Below are 26,389 nucleotides of genomic sequence, written 5' to 3'. Positions count from 1 at the left end.
GGGGTAAGGATATTTCATCAGACAAAAAAAACAGCGCCGTTTTTACGGCGCTGTTTTACTTTCGGTTACAGTATGGAGACACTCATGATAAACGATGCGAAAACCACCGCAACCATGGACATCAGCTTGATGAGGATATTGATGGACGGCCCGGAAGTATCCTTGAACGGATCGCCAACCGTATCGCCCACAACAGCCGCTTTATGCGCCTCAGAGCCTTTGCCGCCGTGTTTTCCGCCTTCGATGTATTTCTTGGCGTTATCCCATGCGCCGCCGGAATTTGCCATCATGACCGCAAGCACAAAGCCGCTGGCCGTCGCTCCTGCAAGCATACCGATCACACCGCTGGCTCCCAGCACAACTCCAACGATAATAGGCGATACAAAACCCAGGATAGCAGGCGCCAGCATCAGGTGCAGCGCGCTCTTTGTGCAGATGTCCACGCACGATTCATAATCAGGCTCTGCCTCCCCCGTCATAATGCCTTTGATGTGCTTGAACTGCCTGCGCACCTCCACAACGATTTTCTGCGCCGCCGTACCCACCGCGCTCATCGTGAGCGCTGAGAACAGGAATGGCAGCATCGCGCCGATAAAGATTCCCATCAAAAGCGTTGGATTCAAAAGACTGAGGTTGGAAACGTCAAGCTTAACCTGATCTGCAAACGCCGCAATCAGCGCCAGCGCAGTCAGCGCCGCACTGCCGATTGCAAAGCCCTTACCCGTAGCCGCCGTTGTATTTCCAAGCGAATCGAGCGCGTCTGTACGCTCCCTTACGATCTCTTCCTGCCCGCTCATTTCCGCGAGGCCCCCTGCGTTATCCGCAACCGGGCCGTAAGCATCTGTCGCCAGCGTGATTCCAAGTGTGGAAAGCATGCCTACCGCCGAGATTGCAACGCCGTAAAGGCCGACGTCAAAACCATTTGCCCCGCCGGATGCGAAATAGCTGATCAGCACGCTTGCCACCACTACGATGACCGGGATGGCCGTCGATTTCATACCAAGCGCAAAGCCGTTGATAATCGTTGTCGCCGGGCCTGTTACTGCGGAATCTGCAAGCGTCTGCGTTGGTTTGAAGTGGTCGCTCGTAACATATTCTGTGTAGTAGCCGATCACAATGCCTGCCACGAGGCCGGAGATGATCGCAAAATACACGCCGATGTTTTCCATTCCGAGCATTCCGGTCACGACAAAGAAACTTACGACGGCAACAATCGCCGCTGCGATATAAACTCCTTTATGCAGTGCTGAAAGAAGGCTCTTCTGGGAAGCGTTTTCTTTTGTCCTTACAAAGAATGTTCCGATTACGCTCGCAACGATTCCGAGCGCCGCCAGAATCATCGGCAGCGCAAGCCCGTTTGCGCCAAGGCCTGCCGCAATGGCAAGCGCGCCCGACGAAATAATAGAACCTACATACGATTCATAAAGGTCTGCGCCCATGCCCGCAACGTCGCCGACATTATCGCCAACATTATCCGCAATGGTAGCCGGGTTCCTCGGATCGTCCTCCGGGATGCCCGCTTCCACCTTGCCGACAAGGTCTGCACCCACGTCGGCAGCTTTGGTGAAGATACCGCCGCCCACACGCGCGAACAGCGCCATACAGGATGCGCCCATGCCAAACATCAGCATATTACTTGCAATCTGGGCAGAATCCCCCGCATAATACGCGTTGAGGATAAAATACCAGATTGTGAGATACAAAAGCCCAAGGCCCACAACCGTCATTCCCATGACCGCGCCGCTTGAAAAAGACACGCGAAGCGCCGAATTGAGGCTCTTTGTAGCGCCGTTTACCGTACGCGAGTTTGCCGCAGTCGCTATCTTCATGCCGATGAAGCCCGCCATTGCGCTGAAAACGCCGCCCACAAAAAATGCGATCGGTACAAAGAACGACATAAAGCCGAACGCCACCATGATAAACAGTAGAATTGTAACAATGATAAAAAAGATTGCAACGCTTTTATACTGGCGCTTAAGATATGCGTTTGCGCCCTTCTTGATTGCTCCGGCAATTTTCTTGATTTTCTCGCTGCCTTCGCTTTTCTTCATGACACCCGATGCGGTGACTGCCGCAAAAACAAGTGCAATGAGGGCTCCGATCAGAGCCAGATACATAATGTTCATTCCTTCGATCCCTCCTATTATTGAATTATTTCATACGGATAATAGAAACGGTTCTCAAAGCCATTACCTAAAGTATTATTTTCATTATAATACTAAATTGGTAGTATGGAAATACCAATTTAGTTATTTAGGTAAAAAAACTTGCGAAATTATCGGTTGACATCAGCTTTTCCTCCTTATATAATCTTAATTGTACTAATACACATAATACAGATTTTCAAATAAAGGAGCAACATCCATGGCGCTGATCCAGCTTGACCACTCATTAAAACAACCAATTTACCGCCAGATTGTCGACGGTCTGAAATCCCTTGTAATGATGGGTAAACTCCATCCGCACGAGCAGATTCCTTCGGTGCGTAAAATGGCCCGGGAGCTTGGCGTAAACCCCAATACCATCCAGAAATCCTATGCACTGCTCGAAAAGGAGGGCATCCTCTATTCCGTGGCGGGCAAGGGCGATTTCGTAGCCGATAACGCCATGCGCATCAAGGAAATGCGTAAGGAGGAAATACGCGAGATGTTTGTAAAGGCCACGCGCGAAGCAAGGCAGTCCGGACTGTGGATCGATGAAATCTTCACAATCGTGGACGAGGCCTACTCCTCAAATTGAAAAAAGTATCTCACCCCGGCTGCGCTCAGTCGGGGTGTTTTTTTATTTTCCGTTCTTCCAGTTCATGCTGGATAAAATCCTTCAAATCCAAAAGCCCCTCGTGCGTCTTTTTCTTTTGCGCCGACGCCATACGCTCGCTTACATACAGCGTCCTTCCCACAACCGGGCTCCCCGGCCTCTTCAGTTCGTTTTCATACATGGAAAGCAGCGCCCCCGGCGTCATAACGCCTCCAAATACGCGTGCCTTTGGGATGCTCGTTCCCGCAAGGAAATCTTCAAGGAGCAGCGCGCAGTTGGTATTGAGCATAAAATATGTTTTATATTTTCCCTGCTTTACTTTAAACAGCTTTGCCCCCTGGCGGGCAAGCGCCCGGGCGTATCCGTTTTTCTGCGGTTCCTGCGGCTCCCATGGCTCGCAGTCCTTCAGAAAATCGGCTATATTGGCTTTCACGCGCTCTTCATCTTCCCCGGAAAGCTGCAGCTCATAACCAATGATCGTTTTGCGCGCGCTGTCAAGCGAAAATTTGATATACTTTTCGCGCCCGCAGACGGCAAAGACGCCGTCCCAGAAAAGTCCGAACAACCTTGTCTGCTTTGGATCATGATCGTAATTGCCGTACGAAAACACCTGTCCATCCACCACAAGGTCCACGTGGCCAAGGGCGTTTGTCCCAATATCCGATAAATGAACGAGTATTTCGATATCCGTTGGCCCTTTGGGGATATTTCCGCTTGTCACCACTTCGCCGTCCGATTCGTCCGCGTCCCCTTCGAATGTGGATTTAACCCATTCCAATGTCGCCTTGGGAAGGGCCGCCTCCACAAAAAATGGCAATGGTATATTTTTCCGTTTTTTATTTTTTTGATTCACAATCATAAAAAGCCGCAGCAGGGCCGTAAACCCCAGCATGATGCAATAGGCTGCGACAAACGTGGAAAGCACAAATACCCACAGCTCCTGCGCGGTAAGCAGCGCCAGGAACGCCGCCATAAGGAGGATTCCCCATATCAGCGCGGGCACCCACTTTTTCTCGTCGTTTGCGTGATAGGAATAGGCAGTCAGCAGGCTCACTCCACCGGAGAAAAAGAGCCATACCGCTAATGTAATCCGTACGACCTGGTCGATCACTCCCGGATATGCCAACAAAAAAATACCGCAGCCAAGTGTGATCAGCCCAATTACGATCGTCGACGCAGTAATATGAGGCGCATTATCGCGCACAAACAGAAAGAATAATATCCTGACGCTTCCAAAGATTGTGAGCAGGATGCCCAGAACACGCGCAAATACGCCGATAATCATGATAGGGTTTGCCGCAAGGAAAATGCCGCCTACGATAAGCACGGAGGAAACAATCGCCGTCAATATTATTTTTGCCTTCTCCACACGATTACCCCCTTTGATTCTAAAGGCATACCCACCTGTTCCATTAATACCCTGCCCGTCTCCTGTAAAAACCAATACCGGTTATTTATATGATAGCACTTTCGCGCTCAGAAATAAATTTCATACAGGCAAACCACTTTACACAACGGCTTAAAATGTTAAATTTTTGAAAAGAAACCTTTGTTTTGTTTACATTGTTTTTTGAAGTAGTATAATAAGGAAAACTGACAAGGTAATAAAGGTTAAAATATGCAGGATAATAAACAGGATAACATAGTCGAAACAAAAAGCGGCAGAGTAAGCGGCGCCTATGAAAAGGACGTCGCCACATGGAAAGGAATCCCTTACGCGGCACCGCCCGTAGGCAACCTGCGCTTTCGTCCGGCCCAGCCGCCGGAAAACTGGAAGGGTATTTTGGACGCCTCGGCGCATAGCGCAATCTGTCCGCAAAACAGGCGTTCCAGGCAAATCGCAAGCGAAGATTGCCTGACGCTGAACATCTGGTCTCCCGGGGCGGATGACCGGAAACGCGCCGTATTTTTTTACATCCATGGCGGTTCCTTTTGCTCAGGTGCGGGAAGCGATCCTGAATACAACGGCGCAAACCTTGCCAAGGCTGCGGATGTTGTGGTTGTGACCATCAACTACCGCCTCGGAGCGCTCGGTTTCCTTGATTTTTCTTTTCTGGGAGAGGAATTTTCGCCCAACTGCGGCCTCTCTGATATCGTGCAGGCGCTGCGCTGGGTTTACGAAAACATCAGCGCATTCGGCGGCGATCCGGAAAGCATTACGGTGCTGGGCCAGTCTGCCGGGGCGATTGCAGCCTCCGTGCTGCCTGTTATGCCGGCGGCAAAAAAATATGTTTCCAGGGTAATCATGATGAGCGGCGGCCCAACGCTGCTTTATACCAGGGAAGAGTACCAGAATGTCGCAAAGCAGTTTATGAAATTCATGGGGATTTCAAGCGCGCAGGAACTTCTTAGCATTCCTGCTGCCAGGCTCGTGGGAAGTCAAAAGAAATTTGCGTCCCATTGCGGACTTGGAGACGGCACGTTTATGATCGAGGTAGACGGCGGCTTGGTTCCGGAATACCCCATTCCCGCAGCGGCGCAGGGTGCTGCAAAGGATATTCCTATTTTGATTGGTACAACCAAGGAAGAAATGTCTTTTCTGTGCATCAAGGTTCTCTCCAACGTACTCGATATCAAAAAAATATTGAAACGCAATATCGCGCTTGAAAAGGAAGAAACCCGGATGCGTCTTGAAAAAGCCTACCTGCGTTATGGTAAGCGCGCGGAATCCATGATGCTTACGGACCGTGTATTTCGCATGGCGAGCGTATGGTATGCGGAGGTATACAGCCAATACGCCAACACATGGATGTACCGTTTTGATTATGAAACGACTGCAATGAAAGCCTGCGCGCTGCGTGCGTGCCATTCAAGCGATATCCCGTTCGTATTCGGCAACTTCCATGCGGGTATCTTTAAATGGATGTTTTTGCTGTCCTCCGCCAAAACGTCAAAACGTATTTCCGCAGAGGTGCAGAGGGACTTTGCCGAATTCGCAAAAAAGGGTTCCCTTTCATGGCAGGAATGCTGCGGAAGGGATACGCCCGCAAAATGTTACGATAAATGCTTTTCCGTGATCCCGATGGTTGATCCGGAGATCGAAAAAGAATATGACAAAAGCGAATTCAAACGCCAGAGCTTTCGCGGTTTGAATGCGGTGCATTTAGGGTAATTTAAATATGAACCGATCGTTTTGATGAAGGAGGTATCATATTTATGGCAGAGCTTGCAACAATCAGGCATTTACTCGCCGAGGCGTCGCCCGTTACGGAGGATGAGATCACTCCGGAAAAGCATCTTGTGAAAGACCTGGAGCTTGATTCTTTCAGTCTCCTTGACACTGTTTCCGTCTTCGAAAAGGAATTCAGTATCTCAATACCGGACCGCGACCTGCGCCTGTTCGATACGGTGCAGGATGTGGTGGACTACGTTAACAAACGGGAAGCAGAATAAAATAAATGTCAAAAGAGCCGGGGACAACCAATCCCCGGCTCTTTTTCATGTAAGTTCAGGCAGGCGTCAGACTTCCGCCCCCCGCAAGCGTAATCGTCCTTGCGTTGAGCCATTGGTTCGCCTCGTTTTCCGAATCATAATAAATATGAAACCCATTGGAGGCAATATTGGCGCAACTTGTATCGCCGTTTGCAAACACTGTTACGTAGCTGTCGCCTGTCAGCGTCCATGTGCTGGAAGCATCAAGCGATACGCTCACCTCTTTTGCAGTATTTTCGCTGTTAACCGCTCCCGTATATGCGGAGCTTTCATTGAGTATCAATGAAAACGTACTGATGCTGTCGCAGGTCACGTCGCCCGCAAGCGTCTGGCCCGTTCCTTTGAGTGTGAAATCCCCGCCGTTTGAGCCGGGCGTTCCCCAGTTATTTGTATCGTTGCCCGCAACGTTTGCCAGTATACCGCTCGCAAAAGACAATTCCGTATTGGAAAGGTCTGCCTCGGCCTCGGTATTGGTTACGTAAAACATTGGCCCGTCCGTAGTGGTGGACAGCCGGGAATCCACGGCTGTAAACATCGCCGTCCCCTCCGCAGCGTCGCCCGATGTGCTCTGGTAGAGCATAACGCCGTTCGGGCCCGCTCCGGTGAGATCCGTATCCGTCATCGTGATCGAATTCTTACCCTCCACAACAGCCGCCTGGCTGCCGGTCGCCGTCCCTGTTACATCGTTTACTGTAATCGTTCCCGTAGAGTAAATACAGGGACTGCCGTCCCCCGCCGCAGATACGGTTGCCGTGGTCACATTGATCGTCCCTTCCCCGCGGTCTGTTGCGATCGGCGCAGAGTGCGCGCCCTGCGTTGTAATATTCACATCCTGTGCGGTAATACTTCCGCCATAGGTTGCATCCAGTCCGCGCGAGGAATCGCCTGCCGTCTGTATGGTAACGTTTTTCACAAGAACGTCAGAGCCTTCCCCTGTTGCAAAAATTGCGTTCGCACCTTCGGCGTCCGACGTGACCTGCGCATCGGAAATTTGCGCAGTGCTGCCTGCCGCCGCTGCAAATACTGCATTCAGTGCGTAAAAGTTGCTTTCGTCCGCGCTGGAGCTGTCTCCCGTTTTAGAGAGCGTACCGCCGCTGAGCACCAGGTCGCCGCCGTTTGTTACCAGCACCGTATTCTGGTCAGCGGAGCTGGATGCGTAATCGGTGCCATCCGACGTTTCTTCTGTGCCGTCCACAGTATAAACGCCTGTCAGCTCAATGCTCCCCGTATCGGAGCCCTCCATATTTCCACCGGGGCCGCCTGTCCCCATGGATTGTATGACGATTTCTGCGGGAACAAATCCAACCCCTTCGCCGCTCCCCGTCATTTTCAGGATGTCGTTTACCGCAAGGTCTGAAAGGGATGCCTCCTGCGTTTCCTCCCCGTTTTGCCTCGTTACGGCCACGTCGTCCGAAAGCGTAATTTTGATCGTGGTGCCGTCTGCGGTAAAGCCTCCCATTCCGCCGCCCTGCGGCATCTCCGGAGGCGTGCCGCCTTCAGCATTCCCCGTTCCGGTTTCTGTGGAAGGCAATTCAGGGGGTGCGCCGCCTTCACCTGAGCTGTCTGGTGCGCCGCTGCCCTGCGGCGGTTCTCCCGATGGCATTTCGCCCTGTCCGCCGCCGCTCCCCGCCTCAGGTATTTCCCCTGACGGTGCACCGGATGGCGGCGTTCCACCGTTTTCCATATCCGGCGCGCCGTCCATTTCCGGTTCCTGTACGGTTCCCAGCGAAATCGTTATCTCATCTCCGTCAACCGCCGTCACCTGCCCGTACACTTCTTTCGCCGTTTCCCCTGTCTGCTGTGCAGAGCTCGTCGCAGCAGGCGAAGAACAAGCGGTAAATATGAACGCAAAAAGCGTTATTCCCAGTACAATCATCCATAATTTTTTCATGATCGTGCTCCTTTCCTGTTTGATCTTATATTTTATTATCCACAGTAAAGTGAAGTCTGTGTGCACGCTGCCTGAAAATGTATTTCACCATTTTATTTGTGCATCTTACATAAAACCGGTTGAAACGGCGCTGCCCGTCTGTTACCTTAGTAACTGTGATACGGTGCCATATATCAAAAAACGGGAGTGTGAAATCTATTGAAGCTTCTAATCGACCAGTCTCCAGACAACGAGGAAGTTGAAATCATCATCAAATGCGGCCTTATAGATACGGAGCTTGAAAAACTGATTGCCCAGATAAGGCTTTATTCGTTTTCGGTATCAGCGCGACGCGACGGCAAGCAATACAACATAAGCCTTTCCGATATTTATTATTTCGAATCTGTGGACAACAGGACCTTTGTGTACACCCGAGACGAGGTGTACCAATGCGACCTCAAGCTCTACGAGCTGGAAGAGCAACTTACCAAAACCAATTTTGTCCGCATCAGCAAATCGAGCATCCTGAATATCATGGTGCTTGAGAGCGTCCGGGCGCTGCTGCACGGCAAAATGGAGGCGGAACTCAGCAATGGCGAAAAGGTGGTCATCAACCGCCATTATGTAGACGCGCTCAAGAAAAAAATGAAGATATAGAGGAGGAGCATTATGGCAAAGTTTAAATATTATTTTACAATGGACTGCGTCTCGTTTACGCTTTTGGCACTTCTTTACAGCCTCCTGTCTGCGTTCGGTTTTGCGACTGTAGCAGTTGAGGCAATATTTATCCTGTTCCTGATGACGACCTGCATCGCCGTACTGATCTTCCTGACGGATAAGATACCTGTGAATTCAACGCCCCTTTCTATGGCGCTAAACCTTGCAGACATTGTGGCCGTGGTATTTATCATCGGCGGCTTTACAGGCTTCATCCCGTTTGAGGCCCCTTATGTCGGAATCGTGCTTGGCATGATCGCAGCGGTCTATTTCGGAACGTTCGGCGTGCTTGCAATCAAAAACAGGGCCGATGCGGAAAACATCAACCGCCAAATCAAAAAAATGAAACAGGAAAGGGAATAATATGCAAAAAATTATTGAAGTTTCAGGACTTAAAAAATCCTTTGGAACCATAGAAGCTGTGAAAGGAATTGATTTTTATGTGGAAAAGGGCTCGTTGTTTGCATTTTTAGGGCCAAACGGCGCGGGAAAATCCACAACGATCGATATGATCTCCACACAGCTGAAACCGGATAGCGGCAGGGTTATCGTAGATGGTAACCAGCTTGGGAAGGGCGACGGAAAAATCCGCGCGGAGATTGGTATCGTGTTCCAGGACAGCGTACTCGACGCGCTTCTTACCGTCAGGGAAAATCTTTTCCTGCGCGGCAGCTTTTACGGCCTCAGCCGGGCGCAGCTCAAAAACGCCGTAGAAAGCGCGGTACGCACTGCGGATGTCGGCGATTTTCTCAACCAGCGTTATGGCAAGCTTTCCGGAGGCCAGAGAAGGCGGGCGGATATTGCGCGCGCCCTTATCAATACGCCGGAAATCCTGTTTTTGGACGAGCCGACGACCGGCCTTGATCCGCAGACGCGTAAAAAGGTATGGGAAACCATCCGGCTCCTGCAAAAGGAACGCAATATGACGATTTTCCTGACCACGCATTACATGGAAGAAGCCGCGCAGGCGGATTACATTACCATCATGGACCACGGCAAAATCCTTGCCAAAGGCACGCCCGCGCAGCTCAAAGAAGAGTATACCAAGGATAGCCTCAAGATAACCCCCAAGGATGCGTCAGCGCTTGAAGCAAGCCTTGAAAAAAGCAGTATTTCATTTCAGAAAACAGGCGGCGAATATGTCGTCCGGCTAAAACACACAGCCGACGCGATTGGCATCATCGAACAAAACAAAGAAAACATCGCGGGAATGGAAGTCCGCCGCGGCTCTATGGACGACGTATTTTTAAACATTACTGGCTCGGAGGTAAGAAACTGATGCTCAATATGGCAAAAAGAAATATAAAGGTTTTTTTCAGGGACAGGAGCTCGGTATTTTTCTCGCTCCTTGCAGTCTTCATCATCATTGCACTGTACGCCGTTTTTCTGGGCGATACAATCACAAGCGGCAACGAAAACGTTCCGGGAATCGATAATCTGGTCAACAGTTGGGTGATCGCAGGAATCCTCGCAGTCATCTCTATGACTTCCACGTTGGGTGCGTTTGGCGTTATGGTGGAGGACCGCGCCAAAAAGATATCCAAGGATTTCTCAGTATCGCCCTTAAGGCGCGGGGATATCGCGGGAGGCTACATCCTGTGCTCCGTATGCGTGGGTATTATCATGAGCCTTGTGGCTCTTGTGATCGGAGAGCTCTACATCGTAGCAGCCGGCGGGGAGCTGCTTCCCACGGAAAATATGTTACAGGTGATCGGTGGAATTTTCCTTTCCGTATTCTCGAGCAGTTCGATCGTGCTTTTCATCGTCTCTTTTTTCAAAAGCCAGAACGCGTTTGGCACCGCAAGCACGATCATCGGGACGCTGATCGGCTTTTTGACCGGCGTATATATTCCCATTGGCAGTCTTCCTGACGCTGTGCAGGGAATCATCAAGGCATTTCCCGTTTCTTATTCCGCCTCCCTGTTCCGCACGTCCATGCTTGAGCAGCCGATGGCCGTCTCCTTTGACGGCGCGCCCGCAAGCGCGGTGGAAGATTTTACGCACGAGATGGGTGTAAACTTCCAGTTTGGCGATTTCACTACGACGATCACAACCTGTATCATCGTGCTGTTCGCAACTGCCGCAATTTTTTATACGCTTTCCATCCTGAACCTGTCGCGCAAACGCAAGTAGGTTCTGGAAACTGTACTCCGGTGCGATAGAACTGACAGCAGATTTACGGCAGGGGCATATCTGAAGATATACCCCCTGCCGCGCTAATTTTGTTAAAATAAGCGCTGGCTTTCTGTTCTCCCACTCGTACAGATTATTATTACGGTATATGCCAAATAAAGGCGACGGCAAATTCAATATTACCCAAATTTTATTCGTTTTTTAATTGATGTTCTTCGGCAATAAACGTATAATTAAGAAAAACGAGGTGATTTAATTGGCTGCTGCAAAAAAATAAAAATGCTTTTAGTTGAGCGCGAAATGACACTTACAGATTTATCCAAACTGTTAAATAAAAGTTTGTCAACAATGAGTGGAAAAATGGCCCGTGATAATTTTTCGGAAAAAGACCTGAAACAAATAGCCGATATTTTGAATTATGACTATGAGGCAGTATTTACCGATAAAGAAACCGGCAAACGGCTATAAAACAGGCAAGGCTGTCTCTGTCGCTGACGGTCGAAAAGCCAGAAGCTTTCATCAGATGGCAAGACGGGTTATAAACCGTTGTTCTCTGCCATGCACTGTCCGCTTTCCTTCCGTTAAACTTATTCATAAAAATAACAACCAAAAAAAGACAGGTGGCTTTCCGCCTGTCTTTTTATGCTCTGTTTCTCCTTTGCTTTTCAACATACTTGTCCGGTTGGAGAGAACCGCTGCCGTTTTTTTAATTTAATCGCCATCCGGGCTCCTCATTGCATAATATCTTTTCCGTGTGCGAGAAGATAGTCCTCCGCTTCCTTATTCCACAGCATGGAATTCCGGCTGCAGATTTCGTGCAGCGCCTGAAACAGCGGATCACTTTTTCCTTTTTCCTCAAATTCGTCAATCGCTGTCAAAGGAAGGTCAATGTTGCAGTAAATCAGCTTTTTGCCGCCCGGAATCTGCGGCAGGTTGAGCGTCGCCTCAGCCGCGCTGTTGAGCCCTCCAATATGTGTGATCAGGATCGAAGGATCAATCGTATTCGTTTCGATCATACGCACAGCCTCTTTCATATCGGTGAGATCCCCTCCGGATGTTCCGATGATGTGCTTATAGTTGTAATGCACGTCATAGAAGTTGATATTCGCGTAAAAATCTTTCTTTGTGGGGCCTGCAAAGAAGTTAAGGCAGCTATCGAGCCCTGCGATTTTATCCGCTGTTTCGATTACCGCCGGCACAGGCGCCATAATCAGCACATCGTCAAACCCTTCGCCGCCTGTAAGCCCCTTTAAGAACTCCGCTTCATTTTCCTTTCCTGCGGTATTCGCAAAAATAAGCTCCACGCCGTTCTGTGGCTTCAATACCTTCTTAGCCCGCTGGACGCGATTCTCGTCAATGTCTGTAATTACAAGGCGCTTCGGCTTTTGCTTCATATTCATCGCAAGCTCCGCCGCGCCAAGCCCCATCGGGCCGCAGCCTGCAAGGATCGCCATGTTTCCGCCCTGCTTCAGTCCCATAATGTGATCCTTATTGTTTTCCGCAAGGTGATAAGCCGAGGTGAGCGCTGAAATCAGGCAGGAAATCGGTTCTGCCACCGATGCTTTAAAGTGTGCGTCCCCGTCGTATTTCAGGATGTATCCGCCTTCTATGACTTCCGCAGGGACAATAATATGGGTTGCATTTCCGCCGTATTCCGTATAGGAATATCCCGGCGATGTGATTCGCTCTCCAAAATACATCTTCGCCTGCACCGCAAAGGTATCTCCCACGCTGTAGGCCCCTTTGAGATGATCGCCAACCTCTACGATTACGCCTGAAAGCTCGTGCCCCATGATGACAGGGTTTTTGTCGATATCGTCCGGAATGCACCTGTGCTCGCTTGCCTGCAACATTGCTTTGTAGCTTGACATGCAAAGGCTGTCTGTGAGTACCTTAGCAAGGATTTCATCCGGGCCGATGTCCCGCAGGTCGAATTCCTCAAACCGTAAATCCTTTTTCCCATATAATCTAACCGCTTTTACCTTCATTCCCGTTTCCTTCCTTATTACAGTCCGTGTATTGTCCTTGTAATGATCTCATCCTGCAGAGATCCGTCAAGATTTACAAAATATTCGCAGTAACCGCCGATTCTCACGATAAGGTTCCTGTATTTCTCCGGCTCGGTCTTCGCTTTTTTAAGCGATTCCACATCCACAAAATTCACCTGCAGCTGCGGGCCGCCACCCTCGATGTATGATTTTACAAGCGCCTTTAACGCATTGATACCCACGCCGTCGCGCACAAGCTCCGGGTTGATCTTGAGGTTCAAAGCATAACCGCCCGTCACCTCGTCGTGGTTAAGCTTGAGAACGGAATTGAGCATCCTTGTCGGCCCGCTTACGTCCTTACCCTGCGATGGCCCCATGCTGTCGCTGAAGGTTTCCCCTCTTCTCCTGCCGTTGGGCGTTGCGCCTGTGATCTCTCCGTGATAGATGTGGAAAAAATATCCAAACAACGTCGAAACGTATTTGTCCCTGCTTCCAGGCTCGTTCTGGTCAAAGACGATGTCCGTAAAATTCAGCAGCATATCCTTTGCAAGCAGGTCTACGTCGTCCTTGTCGTTTCCATAGCTCGGCGTTTTGGTGTCGAGGAAGGCCTGCAGCTTTTCGTATCCTTCAAAATTATGCTCAAGCGCTTGCGACATTTGCGCGATTGAAACCGTTTTGTCGTCGTATACAAACTTTTTCACGGCTGCCATTGCGTCCGCCGCAGTGCCCAGCCCGTACGCGTATACCGACCAGTGCGTGCCGATCTCGCTGCCGCCCTGGAACATATCCTTTCCGTTCTCGATGCAGCCGTCGATGAGAAGCGACGCAAACGGATCAAAGCACCTGCCCGCCATGTTTTCGATCTTGCCCTGCGCTTCCTTCCTGTCCGCGGCGACAGCAGCTTTGAGTTCGTCCACATAAGCTGCATAAAAATCCTCAAACGTATCGAGTTTCAGGCTTCCCTGCCTGTATTTTGTAAAGATATCTTCTATCAGCATCGGGAATGCGATCGGATCTGTCACGCCCCAGTTTGGCTGCTTGCCGGGAATCATGATTTCCACACATCCCATGTTGTAATAATCGTTGGCGTATTTGTCCTCATAGCCAAGACGCCGGAGCGCCGCAATCCAAACGTCGTCGTTCATAATCATCGGCTGTCCGCCGCCAGCGCGGATGGAATCCACGATTTCATCGTACAGCCATTCCGGATTGAGCTTATTGATACGCGCGCCCACATTTGGATACGGAAGCTTCATTTCCCTGACGACCTCAAGGCACAGGCGTGTCAGGCTGTTTGCCGCATCCTTTCCGTCCGGCGTAATTCCGCCGACTGTCAGGCTCTGCACGGTTCTCATGCGCGGTTCATTTACCTTAAGCCACATACAGCACAGGATTTCCTTTGCCTGATCCTTTGTAATCGTGCCGTTTTTGATATCGTTTTCATAAAGCCCCGCCAGATACTGGTCAAACCGCCCAAAGGAAAGCGCCGAGCCCCAGCATATGCTCTGCACCATGTGTAGCAGCCATACAAGCTGTACGCCCTCATAAAAGGTATCCGCTTTTTCTGTCGAAACCTTTGCACAGATTTCCGCCATTGCTGCAAGCTCCTGCCTGCGCTCTTTGCTGTGCATTTCATTTTTGCTCTGCTTTTTGAGCTCGTCCGCATAGCGCATGATGTAGCGTATAACGCTTTCTACCGTAATCAGCGCCGCGTTATAATATTCTTTTTTCTCTTCGTCTTTGGCTTCGCCCAGCTTTTCCACGATTCTCTTTTTCGTCGCGCCAAGCCCCTGCTCCACAATTCTTCCATAGTTCAGGCTCAGATGATTGGCGGCAAACCATGGCAGCGCGTCTATTTCCTCGCGCACGCCCTTGCCGTAATCAATCTTAAAGCTGCGCTCCAGCTCCCTGCCGATCTCATATTTTTCGATGTCCTCGTCTTTAAACTGCTCCTGCATTTCCGCAATCAGCTTCTGCAGGTCGCTGTAATCTATATTTGCGTCGTGGTGTACGCGGCTCATCAATGCCCAACGGCTTTTCTTTGTTGTGAAATCCGCCTCGAAGGTTTTGATCTCCCCTGTTTTCACCGTTTCCTGCGCGGTTCCCTGTTTCTTTTGCCGCAGGTAATCCTCTATAATCTGTACCGCTTCCTTCCTGGTTTCCTCATAAGGCGGAACGTTTTTCGCAACCGGGCAAAAGGCTGCCATCGTTCCCACAAGAAGCTCGTATGGCAACACTTCGATGGGCGATTCATCCATCAGGTGCGCGATTGCCTTCGCCCTCCTGATCTGCGTCGGCTCGCCCTTCGTCTGCTGAAGCGATTCGTAAACCATTGGATAAAAATAAGTGCTTCTAACCCCCGCGTCATTTAATGCGTCTATGTTTTTTCTCATTTGTTCAATTCTGTCGCTCATGTTTTTTAACCTCCAGACCATCTGCTTCATAAATTCTCCCGCCGAAGGAACAAACCCGTTCCGTCCAGCTTTCCACCGTACTGGCGTCAGGAACCTCAAATTCCTCGTAGCCTTCCTCGCCGATACGCTTTGCCTTTGACATTCCCAGCTTATGGTAGGGCATCAGTTCAAAGCCCAATATGTTATGATACTGCCTCGTAAGCAACGCGATTGCCTTGAAATGACCATCCGTATCGTTGACGCCCGGTATGACCGGACACCTCAGGATCACCGGCTTTCCCGCCATGCAAAAGTGTTTCAGGTTTTCCAGTATCCTTTTCCCCGATACGCCCGTAAATTTCTTGTGCTTTGCGTCGTCCGTCAGCTTATAATCGATCAGGAACAGGTCTGCGTAAGGAAGCAGCTTTTCATATTCCGAAAAATCCGCGTACCCATTTGTCTCGATTGCAGTACTGACGCCCTCTTCCTTTGCCTTTTTGCACAGGGCTTTTGTGAACGCCGCCTGACACATCGGCTCTCCGCCGGAGATCGTGATCCCGCCCCCGCTTCTTTCAAAGTAACGTTTATCCCTTAAGGCCTCCCCGATCACCTCGCCTGCATCCATTTCTTCGCCCATTATGGAAAGGGCCCCCTTGCAGCAGGCCTGCACGCATCTTCCGCAGCAAGTGCACTTACTTCTGTCTATCTTATGGATTCCATCCCTGATACTGTGCACCTGCGGGCAAACCCGCACGCAGTCCCCGCACCGGATACATTTGCTGTCCGTATAGGCAAGCGTCGGTTTTTTTGCGATACTCTCCGGGTTATGGCACCACGCGCAATTCATATTGCAGCCTTTCAGGAAAACCGTCGTACGGATTCCCGGGCCGTCATGAATCGAAAAATGCTGTATCCCGAAAACAATTCCCTTCTGTTCCAAATGCTTCTCCTTATGCCAGTATGATTTCCGTCTTTTTTTCCAGTTCTTTTATGACCGCCGGATCGATATCGCTGTCTGTGACAAGAGCGTCCATTTCCTCCCACGTTCCGAACTGTATCATGGAATCGCTCGACGCTTTGCTGCTGTCCGCAACGACAATCACACGGTTTGCGCTTTTCATCATCGCCTGTTTTACGTCGCTTTCCTGGAAATTTTCGATACACGGCCCTTTGCGGCCCATAAATCCGCTCGTCCCTAAAAATGCAATATCCGCCCTGATCTCTGCGAGCGCCCTCAGCGTCCAGCTGCCCACGACGGCGTTGCTCGTATGACGCATCTCGCCTCCCAGCAGATAGACCTTCACGCCTGAATCGATGAGCACCTGTGCAACCTTGATCGAGTTGGTGAACACCGTAATATCCTTTTTCAAAATGAGCTGCTTTGCAATCGCAAGCACTGTACTGCCGTTATCAAGCAGCACTGTGCTGCCGTCCGCCACAAGCTCCGCGGCCTTTCCCGCGATCGCAGCCTTTTTATCCTGATGCTTAACGGACTTCTCAAGAAAGCTCGGTTCCATCAGCTCTGTTGCAACCACAGCGCCGCCGTAGCCCTTTTTGGCAATGCCGTTTTCCTCGAGGTAAATCATATCCTTGCGGATTGTCTCCGCCGAAACGCCATATTCTTCTGCGAGCGCGGAAGCGCTTACCTTCCCGTCAAGAAGCAGCTTTTGGGCGATTTCATTTCTTCTTTCCTGCGTTAATTTTTTCATAATTCCAATCAACTCCAACCTTTTCTATTGTTATTATACCACATTTACATTGTATTGCAACATTAAAACTTGTGTTTTATTGCAATTTTTACAAAAAAAGAACAGATATACTCTATCTGCTCCTTCAATTCCAACCAACTCCAACTTTATTACAAATTATCGAACGATTCCGCTTTCCGCAATCAGCCTGACCGCTTTTTCTATTGTAGGCACGCCCGCCACAAGCGCAAACCGTACGAATCCCTCGCCCGCAGGCCCAAAGCTTTCGCCCGGCACGCAGATCACGCCCGTTTTTTCCATCAATTCCAACACAAAATCGAATGATTTATCATAGCCACTTGGCAGCGGCGCCCATACAAACATCGTTCCCGGCGAATCGGGCACGTCCCAGCCAATGCTCCTGAGCCCTCCGCACAGCGCGTCGCGGCGCTCGCGGTATCCCTTCCTGTTTCGCTCCAAAATATCCTGCGGACCGTTAAGTGCCGCAATCGCGGCTTTTTGCACCGGAAAGGAAATGCCATAATCGATCTGCGAACGCAGGCAGCGGAAATTCCGTATGATTTCTGTATTTCCCATGGCAAACGAAATCCGAAGGCCCGTCAGGTTATACGATTTGGACAGCGAATTAAACTCGATACCCACATCCATTGCACCCGGAACCTTCAAAAAGGACATCCCTGGCTCCTCGTCCATCACAAGCTCGGAATAAGCGTTGTCATGCACCACGACCACATCGTATTTTTGGGCCCATGCCACGAGTTTTTCATAAAATTCAAAGGTAGCAAGCGCGGTAACAGGGTTGTTTGGATAAGACACCACGATCATTTTTGCCCGCTGTGCCACGTCCTGCGGGATACTGTCAAAATCGATGAGGAATCCGTTCTCCTTTTTGAGCGGCGTATAATAGATTTCCGCCTCCGCCATACGCGGCCCAAACATAAAAACAGGGTAACATGGATCCGGGGCGATCACAAGGTCGCCCGGATTGCAGATGGGCAGCGCCACATGCGCCATCCCTTCCTGCGTGCCGTACACAGACATCACCTGATCTCTTTCGAGCGTAACGCCATAGCGCCTTGCATACCACGCAATCACTGCGTCGATCAACTCCGGCAGGTCCGCAAGCGAATATTTAAAATTATCCGCAACGCCCGCAGCTTCCTTAAGCGCTGCGATCACATGATCGTCCGGCTTAAAATCCGGCGTGCCCACCGAGAGATTAATGACCTCCCTGCCGCTTTTTGCGATCTCCGCTTTTTTATCCTCCAGTTTGGAAAAAATGTTCATGTCGAACACTTGCATTTTATCCGCAAATTTCATGTTCCGCCTCCGCTTATTGTGTTTATTATTACATTAGATATCTTACCGCAAATAGATTTTGTTTACAACAAGGAAGGCAAAAATCCTTTGCGCCGGGCCGGTACGGATGGAAATTTGACAAAAAAGCAAATGATCGCTATACTGGGTTTCGGAATTGAATATTTCGGTAGGTGAGGTTACCGCAGGGATACGGATTGCTGCCGCGGAGTAGTGGAGACACTATGAGAGGGCCAGCAGTTTATGTCGAAACCAAGGCATAGACTAACGCAATTACATCGCCCTGCGAAGCTGAAGCTTGAACGGTAGTGCATACAGTGTTGTTTTGATTGTGGAGAAATCCCTGCCAAAAGCGTTCTTGCTTGGGCAGGGATTTTTTGGTTGGCCTGCCGGAAGGATCGATTCATACGGATGGACACAGTTTCCATCCCGCATTTTTGAAGCGTCAGGGGGTGAGAAAAGTGGATATTGAACGAAGTAACAACGGCAAGGGCCCCGGGGGGCGAATGATACCAGTGTTATTTCCTGCGGCGCGGCTGCGGCTCATCTCCGCTTTTCGTGCCCGGGAGAAGCGCATTTTATAACCTCTCCGGCCATACGCCCTTTTCTTGAAACGAACCTTTGTCCGGCGTGTCTGTTTATCAGCAACGCCGGGCAGAAACCGGAAAAGGAGGTTTCGGCCAATGAACATGATCAAAAAGAACCTGATCCAGGAAAGCCCCGGCGTGCAGCAGGCAAAAAAACGGCTGCTTGCAGCCGCGGTGCAAAGCCAGGACAGCGTACTCAAAAAATATTCCAATACCTATGAAGGCTTTTCACCGGAGCGCGTGGAAAAAATGCGCGGCAAATACGGTGAAAACCGTATCACCTATCAAAACGGCGATTCGCTCTTAAAGCGTCTGTTTAAAGCGTTCATCAATCCGTTTACCGTGGTGCTGCTTGTGCTCGCCGTCATTTCGTTTGTGACGGACGTTGTAATGGCCGCCCCCGGCGATAAGGACGTTGTTTCCGTGATTATCGTGCTGGCAATGGTGCTGATCAGCGGGACGCTGCAGTTTGTGCAGGAAACCCGCTCTGAAAAATCGGCAGAGAAACTGAGCGAACTGGTAGAGACGACGACAGCCGCCATACGCGGGGGAGTTGAAACCGAAATCCCTCTCGATGAAATCGTGGTGGGCGATGTGGTGCGTCTTGCGGCAGGAGACATGATACCCGCCGACGTACGTATATTACAGGCAAAAGACCTGTTTGTAAGCCAGTCCTCGCTGACCGGCGAAAGCGAACCGGTAGAAAAATTTGGCCGGGCGCTTAAGGGAGAGGTTACGGACGTCCTTGGGGCGGATAACCTTGCGTTTATGGGGAGCAACGTCGTAAGCGGCAGCGCAAGCGCCATTGTGGTCGCCGTGGGCGACGATACGCTGTTTGGTTCGCTCGCCCATCAGCTCACTGAAAAAAAACCTAAAACCAGCTTTGAAAAAGGCGTTAACTCTGTCTCGTGGATCCTCATCCGCTTTATGCTGGTGATGGTTCCCGTCGTACTTTTTTTGAATGGTTTTACCAAGGGCGACTGGATACAGGCGTTCCTGTTCGCAATCTCTGTTGCGGTGGGCCTCACTCCCGAAATGCTGCCCATGATCGTTTCCGCCAACCTTGCGAAAGGCGCGGTTGCAATGTCCAAAAAGAAGGTGATCGTAAAAGACCTGCACGCGATCCAGAACTTCGGCGCGATGGACGTGCTCTGTACGGATAAAACAGGCACGCTTACGCAGGATAAGGTGGTACTGGAGTATTCGCTCGATATTCACGGCAACGAAGATCCCCGCGTACTGCGCCACGGCTTTCTCAACAGCTATCACCAGACCGGCCTTCGCAACCTGATGGACGCGGCGATTGTAAGCCATGCGGAGGAACAGGGCATGGAAGGGCTTATCCGCAACTATCACAAGGTAGACGAAATTCCTTTTGACTTTGCGCGCCGCCGTATGAGCGTTGTGGTGGAAGACAAAAACCAGAAAACGCAGCTCATCACCAAAGGCGCGATTGAGGAAATGCTCAGCGTGTGCGCTTATGCCGAATTTGACGGCAGGGTGGAGCCGATGACGGATGAAATCCGTACGGAAATCCTGAAAACCGTGGAAAAATACAATGCGGACGGAATGCGCGTCCTTGGTATTGCACATAAGACCAATCCCGCGCCTGCCGGAGCGTTTTCCGTTGCCGACGAATCGGACATGGTGCTCATCGGTTTTCTCGCGTTTCTCGATCCGCCCAAGGAAAGCACAAAGCGCGCGCTGCGGGCGCTCCATGAATACGGGGTGGATGTAAAGGTTCTGACCGGAGATAACGACGCGGTCACGAAATACATTTGCAGCAAGGTCGGCATACCCGCAAAGCACATCCTGTCAGGCGCTGACGTGGAAAGGATGGACGACGGCGAGCTGGAGTCCATCGTGGAAGGCGTACACGTATTTGCAAAGCTGTCCCCGCAGCAAAAGGCACGTATCGTCGCGGCGTTGCGTGCAAAGGGCCACACCGTAGGCTTTATGGGCGACGGCATCAACGACGCGGCAGCCATGCGCGAAGCGGATGTGGGTATTTCCGTGGATACGGCTGTGGATATTGCCAAGGAATCCGCCAACATCATTTTGCTCGAAAAAGACCTGATGGTGCTGGAGGAAGGCGTGATCGAAGGGCGCAAAACATATGCCAATATCATCAAATATATTAAAATGACGGCAAGCTCCAATTTTGGAAATATGTTTTCGGTTCTGGCTGCAAGCGCGTTCCTGCCCTTCCTCCCCATGACTCCGGTGCAGATTTTGCTGCTGAACCTGATTTACGACGTTTCCTGCCTTGCCATCCCATGGGATAATGTGGATGAGGATTACCTCAGGGTTCCACGGCAATGGGACGCGTCCTCCATCAGCAAATTTATGGTATGGATCGGCCCGTCAAGCTCGGTTTTTGATATTACGACCTATCTTGCGATGTATTTCCTGATTTGCCCAATGGTATTCGGCGGAGCATACCACACACTTGGAGAGGCCGGTCAGGAGGGCTTTACCGCATTGTTCCACGCGGGCTGGTTTGTGGAATCGCTGTGGTCGCAGACACTTGTTATCCACATGATCCGCACGCCGCACATCCCGTTTGTCAAGAGCCGCGCATCCTGGCAGCTTACCCTGCTGACCACCATCGGCATCGCAATCGGAACGATTATCCCCTATACGCCCATCGGCGGGGCAATCGGCCTGCTGCCCATGCCGGCAGTCTATTTCCCGCTGCTGCTTATCACGCTCGTGTTGTATATGCTGCTTGTAACCCTGCTCAAAAACAAATTTGTGCGAAGATATGGCGAACTGCTTTGATAAACAAACGGCCGTGGGAAATCCCACGGCCGTTTGATGCCAAGCCACTTTTTGTAGTCGGCCAATTCCTCCCGCACCTATTTTGGTACAGGCGCAGTGCTTCTTTTGATATCGCGTTTGAGGTTGACCTCGCCAACCCAGCCGATCCAAAATAATTGCTGCGTGTAACGATGCTGTCCGATTCCGCCTTCATAGCCTCTTCCCTCGATACTGCGGCAGAATACAGCTTATCCTTCAGGGTTCGCTCTTCCGAGGTAATCAGGCCCTTCTCGCACATGTTGCACAAATAAGTGTGATCGGTCTTATATCCCCACGTTACGCTTCCCTGCTCTTTCACCGCTGCAACAATCTGCTTCATGGACTGGGGCTTCCTGTATACGCCAGCCGGCGGTTATTGCCGTGTGTTCACATGTTTTTTAAATCTGCCGTTAAATCAGAAGAATTATTTGTCTTTGGTATATACGACAGATTTATTTTTGTCAACAATCAATAAAATTTCTTTAAAATTTGTGACCAGAGCTTGTAATTCTGTCCATAAACAAGATATAATAGAGACTGACCGAAAGGAGAATAACGCACAATGGGAATACAGATCAAGCAAAATTATGTCAACGAGGAAAATGTGCTGTGTTATACCTGCGTGCATTATGGAGTGCTTTCCTTTGCTCCGGGAATGCCGGAGCTTCGTTCCTGCCAGATTTATGGGGATATTGCCCCCGAACTGCTGACAGGGGAAAGGCGCCATTGCGAGCACTTTGCCGTTAAGGAAAACGAGGCTGACTAGATCGTTTTTTGAAGGCATAAAGCATACCTATTCGGTAATCTATTATTTCGTTCGGACGGAATCGGCGCGCAGCGCGTGTCTTTTTCTTGTTTGATACTCCGTGTGTACAGCCGTCGGCATCTGCCAATGCCGGCGGCTGTTCCTTTTGCGTCCAACCTGCAAAAAATTGAACTCCTTTTTTGTATGCCGCCGCCTTTTTGTGCTATCATAAAGAAAAGAATATCCAAATGAAACGGAGAAAAACCATGTTTATCGCTGATTTGCATACTCATTCCAAATATTCCAGGGCTACGAGTAAAGAATGCGTGCCTGAATATCTGGATTTATGGGCGCGGCGCAAGGGGCTTGACCTGATTGGCACCGGCGATTTTACACACCCCGCCTGGCGGGACGAGCTGAAAGAAAAGCTAACTCCACAGGAGGAAGGTCTGTATGTTTTAAAGGATGAGCACAGGCTGAAAGAGACTGTAGGCGGAGATGCAAAACCGCGCTTTATTATTTCAGGTGAAATCAGCTCTATCTACAAGCAGGACGGTAAAGTCCGCAAAGTGCATAATGTGATTCTTCTCCCTTCTATCGAGGCATCGGAAGCGCTTGCACACCGGCTCGAACTGGTGGGAAACCTGCACTCTGACGGCAGGCCGATATTGGGCCTTTCCAGCCATGACCTTCTGGAGATCACGCTTGAAATCTGCCCTGACGCCATTTTTATTCCCGCGCATATCTGGACGCCGCACTTTTCACTGTTTGGCGCTTACTCGGGTTTTGACCGCATTGAAGACTGTTTTTCGGATCTGACGCCGCATATTCACGCGCTCGAAACCGGGCTGTCCTCTGATCCGCCAATGAACTGGCGGCTGTCCGCGCTCGATTCTTATACAATGGTATCGAATTCAGACGCGCATTCGCCCGCCAACCTTGCGCGCGAAGCAAACCTTTTCAATACGGAGCTTTCCTATCCCGCAATCGCAGCGGCGCTTCAAAATCACGATACCGACGAATTTTACGGCACGCTTGAATTTTTCCCTGAAGAGGGTAAATACCATAACGACGGACACCGGAACTGCAAAATTTGCCTGACGCCGGAGGAAACGATTGCCGCCGGGGGGAAATGCCCGGTTTGCGGGCGCAGGATCACCGTTGGCGTGCTGCACCGCGTAGTGGAGCTTGCCGACCGCGAGCCCGGCTACATCCCGGAACGGCACAAGCACTTTGAAAGCATCGTTCCATTGCCCGAGGTCGTCGCCTCGTCCATGGGGATGACCACTGCCAGCAAAAAAGTAAAGGCAGCCTATGAAGATATCATCAAAGAGCTGGGACCGGAGCTTTTTATTTTACGGGATGCGCCGCTTGAGGAGATCAGCCGCAAGGCGGGCCCGGGTATTGCGGAGGGCATCCGCCGCCTGCGCTGCCACGAAGTGGAAATCCATCCTGGTTATGACGGCGAATATGGCAAAATCCTTGTCATGAACAAGGACGACGTAAGCCGTTTTGCAGGACAGATAAGCCTGTTTGAAAAAGAAGAAAAAGCCAAACACAAGGACGCTTCTTTTGCCGGGCTTCCAAAACCGGTTACACCTTCAAGCCCTGTGCAAAGCGTTCCTCCCCATCCCGCCTGTGACGCGAAGACGCTTTATGGGCTTAACGACGGGCAGTGGCAGGGCGTAAGCGCCACGGATACCGTAACAGCAGTGCTCGCAGGCCCCGGCACCGGTAAAACGCGCACGCTGGTGTACCGCGTCGCTTACCTTGTGGAAGAACGCGGCGTAGATCCGTCCGCCATCACCGCAGTTACATTTACCAATAAGGCTGCCGGCGAGATGCGCGAACGCCTGCAGGAACATTTTAATGACAAACGCCTTGTGAAAGCCATGAATATCGGAACCTTTCATTCCATCTGCCTGAAACAGCTTTCGGAATGGAATAAAAACGTCACAATCATAGATCCCCACGAGGCGCTTTCCATCCTCGCGGATGTACTGCGCGCGTGCAACTGTACCGTTGCTGTGCGCGACGCCATGCAGGAGATTTCGAGGATCAAAAACGGACAGGTTTCACTCGAAAGCGCAGTGATTCCACAAGTGGTTTTTGAAGCATACCAAGCCCAGCTTGAAAAATACCACACAGTTGATTATGACGATATCCTGCTTCAGGCGCTCGAAAAATTTGAAAGCGGCGATCAAAAATGCGAGGCCCTGCTGCCGCGTTTTTCCCAGCTTCTGGTGGATGAATTCCAGGATATCAACGCGGTTCAGTACCGCCTGATCAGGCAATGGGGGAAAAAGAGCGACGCTATCTTTGTGATCGGCGATCCGGACCAGGCCATTTATGGCTTCCGCGGCTCGGATGCGCATTGCTTTGACAGGCTGCGCCGCGATTTTTCATCAGTGCGCGAAATACGCCTGACGCAAAATTACCGCTCCACTCCTCAAATCCTGAGAGCGGCTTTGCCTGTGCTGGGCCACGACGAAGCCTTCCTGCAGGCAAACCGTGCGGACAGCGCAAAGGTACGCCTTTTGACAGCTGAATCCCCGTTTTCCGAAGCGCTTTTTATCGCCAAAGAGATCAACCGTATGGTCGGCGGCGTGGACATGCTGGACGCACACTCCTCTTCCAAAAAACGTGGGGAAAGGGTGCGCGGCTTTTCTGAGATCGCCGTCCTGTACCGCACGCACCGCCAGTCTGAAATCATCGAGGATTGCCTGAAAAAGGAAGGCATTCCTTATGTGGTAACGGGCAGGGATGATTCCCTGTCTGACCGCAGGGTGCGTAGTGCGCTTTCCTTTTTCCGCTTTCTGTGCGATCCCAGGGACAGCGTATCGCTCACCACCTGCCTCAAAGCGGCAAGCGTCCCGCCCGTAGCGGCGCAGGAGCTGCTTTTGCAGTATACTGCGGGGAAGCAGAATATCGCTTCCGCGATTGACCTCATACGCGGCCTTGGCAATATGGAAGGCCTCGCCGGCCTGCTTGAAAAATATGCGCCGCTTGTCCGCAACACAAAGCCGGACGAGCTGATTGGGCAATGGATGGAGGATAACGGTTTGGGCGAGCATTTAAACTGCATGGAACGCCTGCAAAATACCGCACTTTTTTATGACAGGATGCCCGCGTTCCTGCAAAACCTTTCGCTTGGCAGCGAGGGCGATATTACGCGCAGCGGCGCGAAGGTCTATTCCCCTGACGCTGTTACGCTGATGACGCTGCACGCTTCCAAGGGACTCGAATATCCGGTGGTGTTCCTTTGTGGTGTAACGGACGGCACGATTCCCCTGCAAAACGAAAAACACACATGCGACCTGAGCGAGGAACGGCGGCTTTTTTATGTGGGAATGACACGCGCGCAGGACGAGCTTTTGCTTTTGACCGATCCGCAGGAACGTTCCCCGTTTTTAAGCGGCATCCCAAATATCGCTCTTGAGGAAGGCAAGGCCAATCCCAAAAATCCGCCCGTCGGCAAACAGCTTGGATTCTTTTAATCTGAAATACCGGAAAAAGAACCTTTTTCAGAAATCGTTACAATTTATTTTGCCGGTCTAATTCCTCAAGACGTTTTCGCCTTACTTCAAAGCTGCGATGCTCTTCGTTTAAAATTTGTGCTTAATACGCCACATTTTTTAGAGAGGTATTGTTATGAGAAATATGCTTATCCAAAACGTTAGCTTATCTACAAATTTAAAACGCTTACGGAAAGAATCGGGGTTATCGCAAGAGGCGCTTACTGCTAAAATTAATTTGCTTGGGAGTCTCCTTGAAAGAAGTGCTTATTCAAAATAGAACTTGGAAAACGCAATATAAAGGTGACGGATTTGGTTGCGCTCCACCAGGTTTGTAATGTGGATTTTGCGGAATTTTTCAGAGGGATTAAGCCGCACGAGTAATTACTATTTTGTTTTTTGGAATCATTTCTACAAAAAAAGACCA

21 protein-coding genes and 1 riboswitch are annotated in these 26,389 nt (G+C 50.6%); of the genes, 11 read left to right on the top strand and 10 right to left on the bottom strand.

Features of this window, described 5'->3' with window-relative positions:
* Positions 1-65: 65 nt before the first annotated feature.
* Positions 66-2,126 (bottom strand): sodium-translocating pyrophosphatase, encoded by a 2,061-nt coding sequence (locus CHK_RS14865; protein ID WP_046444846.1) that lies wholly within the window; start codon positions 2,124-2,126, stop codon positions 66-68.
* Positions 2,127-2,364: 238 nt separating this feature from the next.
* Here CHK_RS14865 and CHK_RS14860 point away from each other — a divergent pair, with 238 nt between their 5' ends.
* Positions 2,365-2,739 (top strand): GntR family transcriptional regulator, encoded by a 375-nt coding sequence (locus CHK_RS14860; protein WP_046444845.1) that lies wholly within the window; start codon positions 2,365-2,367, stop codon positions 2,737-2,739.
* Between the two features lie 25 nt (positions 2,740-2,764).
* Here CHK_RS14860 and CHK_RS15890 read toward each other — a convergent pair whose 3' ends face one another.
* Complete coding sequence (locus tag CHK_RS15890) at positions 2,765-4,126, bottom strand: HdeD family acid-resistance protein (protein ID WP_052740637.1); 1,362 nt, start codon at positions 4,124-4,126, stop codon at positions 2,765-2,767.
* A 249-nt stretch (positions 4,127-4,375) separates the two neighbouring features.
* On the opposite strand from CHK_RS15890, the gene CHK_RS14850 reads away from it, so the two are divergent.
* Together CHK_RS14850 and CHK_RS14845 are read left to right on the top strand one after the other, a co-directional pair.
* Positions 4,376-5,869 (top strand): carboxylesterase/lipase family protein, encoded by a 1,494-nt coding sequence (locus CHK_RS14850; protein WP_052740636.1) that lies wholly within the window; start codon positions 4,376-4,378, stop codon positions 5,867-5,869.
* 44 nt (positions 5,870-5,913) lie between these two features.
* Complete coding sequence (locus CHK_RS14845) at positions 5,914-6,150, top strand: acyl carrier protein (RefSeq protein WP_046444844.1); 237 nt, start codon at positions 5,914-5,916, stop codon at positions 6,148-6,150.
* Positions 6,151-6,205: 55 nt separating this feature from the next.
* On the opposite strand, the gene CHK_RS14840 is transcribed toward CHK_RS14845, so the two are convergent.
* Positions 6,206-8,080 carry a hypothetical protein gene (locus CHK_RS14840; protein ID WP_046444843.1) on the bottom strand — a complete coding sequence of 625 codons (1,875 nt, stop codon included), beginning with the start codon at positions 8,078-8,080 and terminating at the stop codon, positions 6,206-6,208.
* Positions 8,081-8,278: 198 nt separating this feature from the next.
* On the opposite strand from CHK_RS14840, the gene CHK_RS14830 reads away from it, so the two are divergent.
* The 5 genes from CHK_RS14830 to CHK_RS14810 all read left to right on the top strand — a co-directional run bounded on the left by CHK_RS14830 (position 8,279) and on the right by CHK_RS14810 (position 11,377).
* A complete protein-coding gene (locus CHK_RS14830; RefSeq protein WP_046444841.1) occupies positions 8,279-8,716 on the top strand; it encodes a LytTR family DNA-binding domain-containing protein in 438 nt (145 codons plus the stop codon).
* 12 nt (positions 8,717-8,728) lie between these two features.
* Positions 8,729-9,139 carry a DUF3021 family protein gene (locus CHK_RS14825; RefSeq protein WP_046444840.1) on the top strand — a complete coding sequence of 137 codons (411 nt, stop codon included), beginning with the start codon at positions 8,729-8,731 and terminating at the stop codon, positions 9,137-9,139.
* Position 9,140: 1 nt separating this feature from the next.
* Positions 9,141-10,055, top strand: coding sequence for an ABC transporter ATP-binding protein (locus tag CHK_RS14820; protein ID WP_046444839.1), 915 nt, complete (start codon positions 9,141-9,143; stop codon positions 10,053-10,055).
* 8 nt (positions 10,056-10,063) lie between these two features.
* Positions 10,064-10,909: an ABC transporter permease gene (locus CHK_RS14815; protein WP_242844874.1), complete on the top strand. Its 846-nt coding sequence runs from the start codon at positions 10,064-10,066 to the stop codon at positions 10,907-10,909.
* Between the two features lie 279 nt (positions 10,910-11,188).
* Complete coding sequence (locus CHK_RS14810; RefSeq protein ID WP_052740635.1) at positions 11,189-11,377, top strand: helix-turn-helix domain-containing protein; 189 nt, start codon at positions 11,189-11,191, stop codon at positions 11,375-11,377.
* A gap of 263 nt (positions 11,378-11,640) precedes the next feature.
* On the opposite strand, the gene CHK_RS14805 is transcribed toward CHK_RS14810, so the two are convergent.
* From CHK_RS14805 to CHK_RS16765, 6 genes are all read right to left on the bottom strand, one after another.
* The gene (locus CHK_RS14805; protein ID WP_046444836.1) at positions 11,641-12,897 is read right to left on the bottom strand and encodes a zinc-binding dehydrogenase; all 1,257 of its coding nucleotides are present in this window, start codon (positions 12,895-12,897) and stop codon (positions 11,641-11,643) included.
* 17 nt (positions 12,898-12,914) lie between these two features.
* Positions 12,915-15,311: a pyruvate formate lyase family protein gene (locus tag CHK_RS14800; protein ID WP_046444835.1), complete on the bottom strand. Its 2,397-nt coding sequence runs from the start codon at positions 15,309-15,311 to the stop codon at positions 12,915-12,917.
* Positions 15,295-16,230: a glycyl-radical enzyme activating protein gene (locus tag CHK_RS14795; protein ID WP_046444834.1), complete on the bottom strand. Its 936-nt coding sequence runs from the start codon at positions 16,228-16,230 to the stop codon at positions 15,295-15,297. Before CHK_RS14795 ends, CHK_RS14800 begins: the two co-directional genes overlap by 17 nt.
* 10 nt (positions 16,231-16,240) lie before the next feature.
* A complete protein-coding gene (locus CHK_RS14790; RefSeq protein WP_046444833.1) occupies positions 16,241-16,999 on the bottom strand; it encodes a DeoR/GlpR family DNA-binding transcription regulator in 759 nt (252 codons plus the stop codon).
* A gap of 156 nt (positions 17,000-17,155) precedes the next feature.
* On the bottom strand, positions 17,156-18,319 hold the full coding sequence (locus tag CHK_RS14785; RefSeq protein WP_046444832.1) for an aminotransferase class I/II-fold pyridoxal phosphate-dependent enzyme: 1,164 nt from the start codon (positions 18,317-18,319) through the stop codon (positions 17,156-17,158).
* 155 nt (positions 18,320-18,474) lie between these two features.
* Positions 18,475-18,631, top strand: a riboswitch (M-box (ykoK) riboswitch).
* Complete coding sequence (locus tag CHK_RS16765; protein ID WP_160295697.1) at positions 18,590-18,751, bottom strand: hypothetical protein; 162 nt, start codon at positions 18,749-18,751, stop codon at positions 18,590-18,592. It overlaps the preceding riboswitch by 42 nt.
* Before the next feature lie 248 nt (positions 18,752-18,999).
* Between CHK_RS16765 and mgtA the strand changes: the two genes are divergently transcribed.
* Positions 19,000-21,684: a magnesium-translocating P-type ATPase gene (gene mgtA, locus CHK_RS14775; protein ID WP_082103607.1), complete on the top strand. Its 2,685-nt coding sequence runs from the start codon at positions 19,000-19,002 to the stop codon at positions 21,682-21,684.
* On the opposite strand, the gene CHK_RS14770 is transcribed toward mgtA, so the two are convergent.
* A complete protein-coding gene (locus CHK_RS14770; RefSeq protein ID WP_046444830.1) occupies positions 21,644-22,042 on the bottom strand; it encodes a BlaI/MecI/CopY family transcriptional regulator in 399 nt (132 codons plus the stop codon). The genes mgtA and CHK_RS14770 overlap by 41 nt on opposite strands.
* A 222-nt stretch (positions 22,043-22,264) precedes the next feature.
* Here CHK_RS14770 and CHK_RS14765 point away from each other — a divergent pair, with 222 nt between their 5' ends.
* Positions 22,265-22,468 (top strand): hypothetical protein, encoded by a 204-nt coding sequence (locus CHK_RS14765; protein ID WP_046444829.1) that lies wholly within the window; start codon positions 22,265-22,267, stop codon positions 22,466-22,468.
* 245 nt (positions 22,469-22,713) lie between these two features.
* Complete coding sequence (locus CHK_RS14755; protein ID WP_046444827.1) at positions 22,714-25,944, top strand: UvrD-helicase domain-containing protein; 3,231 nt, start codon at positions 22,714-22,716, stop codon at positions 25,942-25,944.
* The last annotated feature ends 445 nt before the right edge of the window (positions 25,945-26,389 follow it).

The sequence above is a fragment of the Christensenella hongkongensis genome, from assembly GCF_000981035.1.
Taxonomy (GTDB): domain Bacteria; phylum Bacillota; class Clostridia; order Christensenellales; family Christensenellaceae; genus Christensenella; species Christensenella hongkongensis.
The sequence above is the reverse complement of the archived record's forward strand: the minus strand, read 5'-3'. Positions and strand labels throughout refer to the sequence as shown.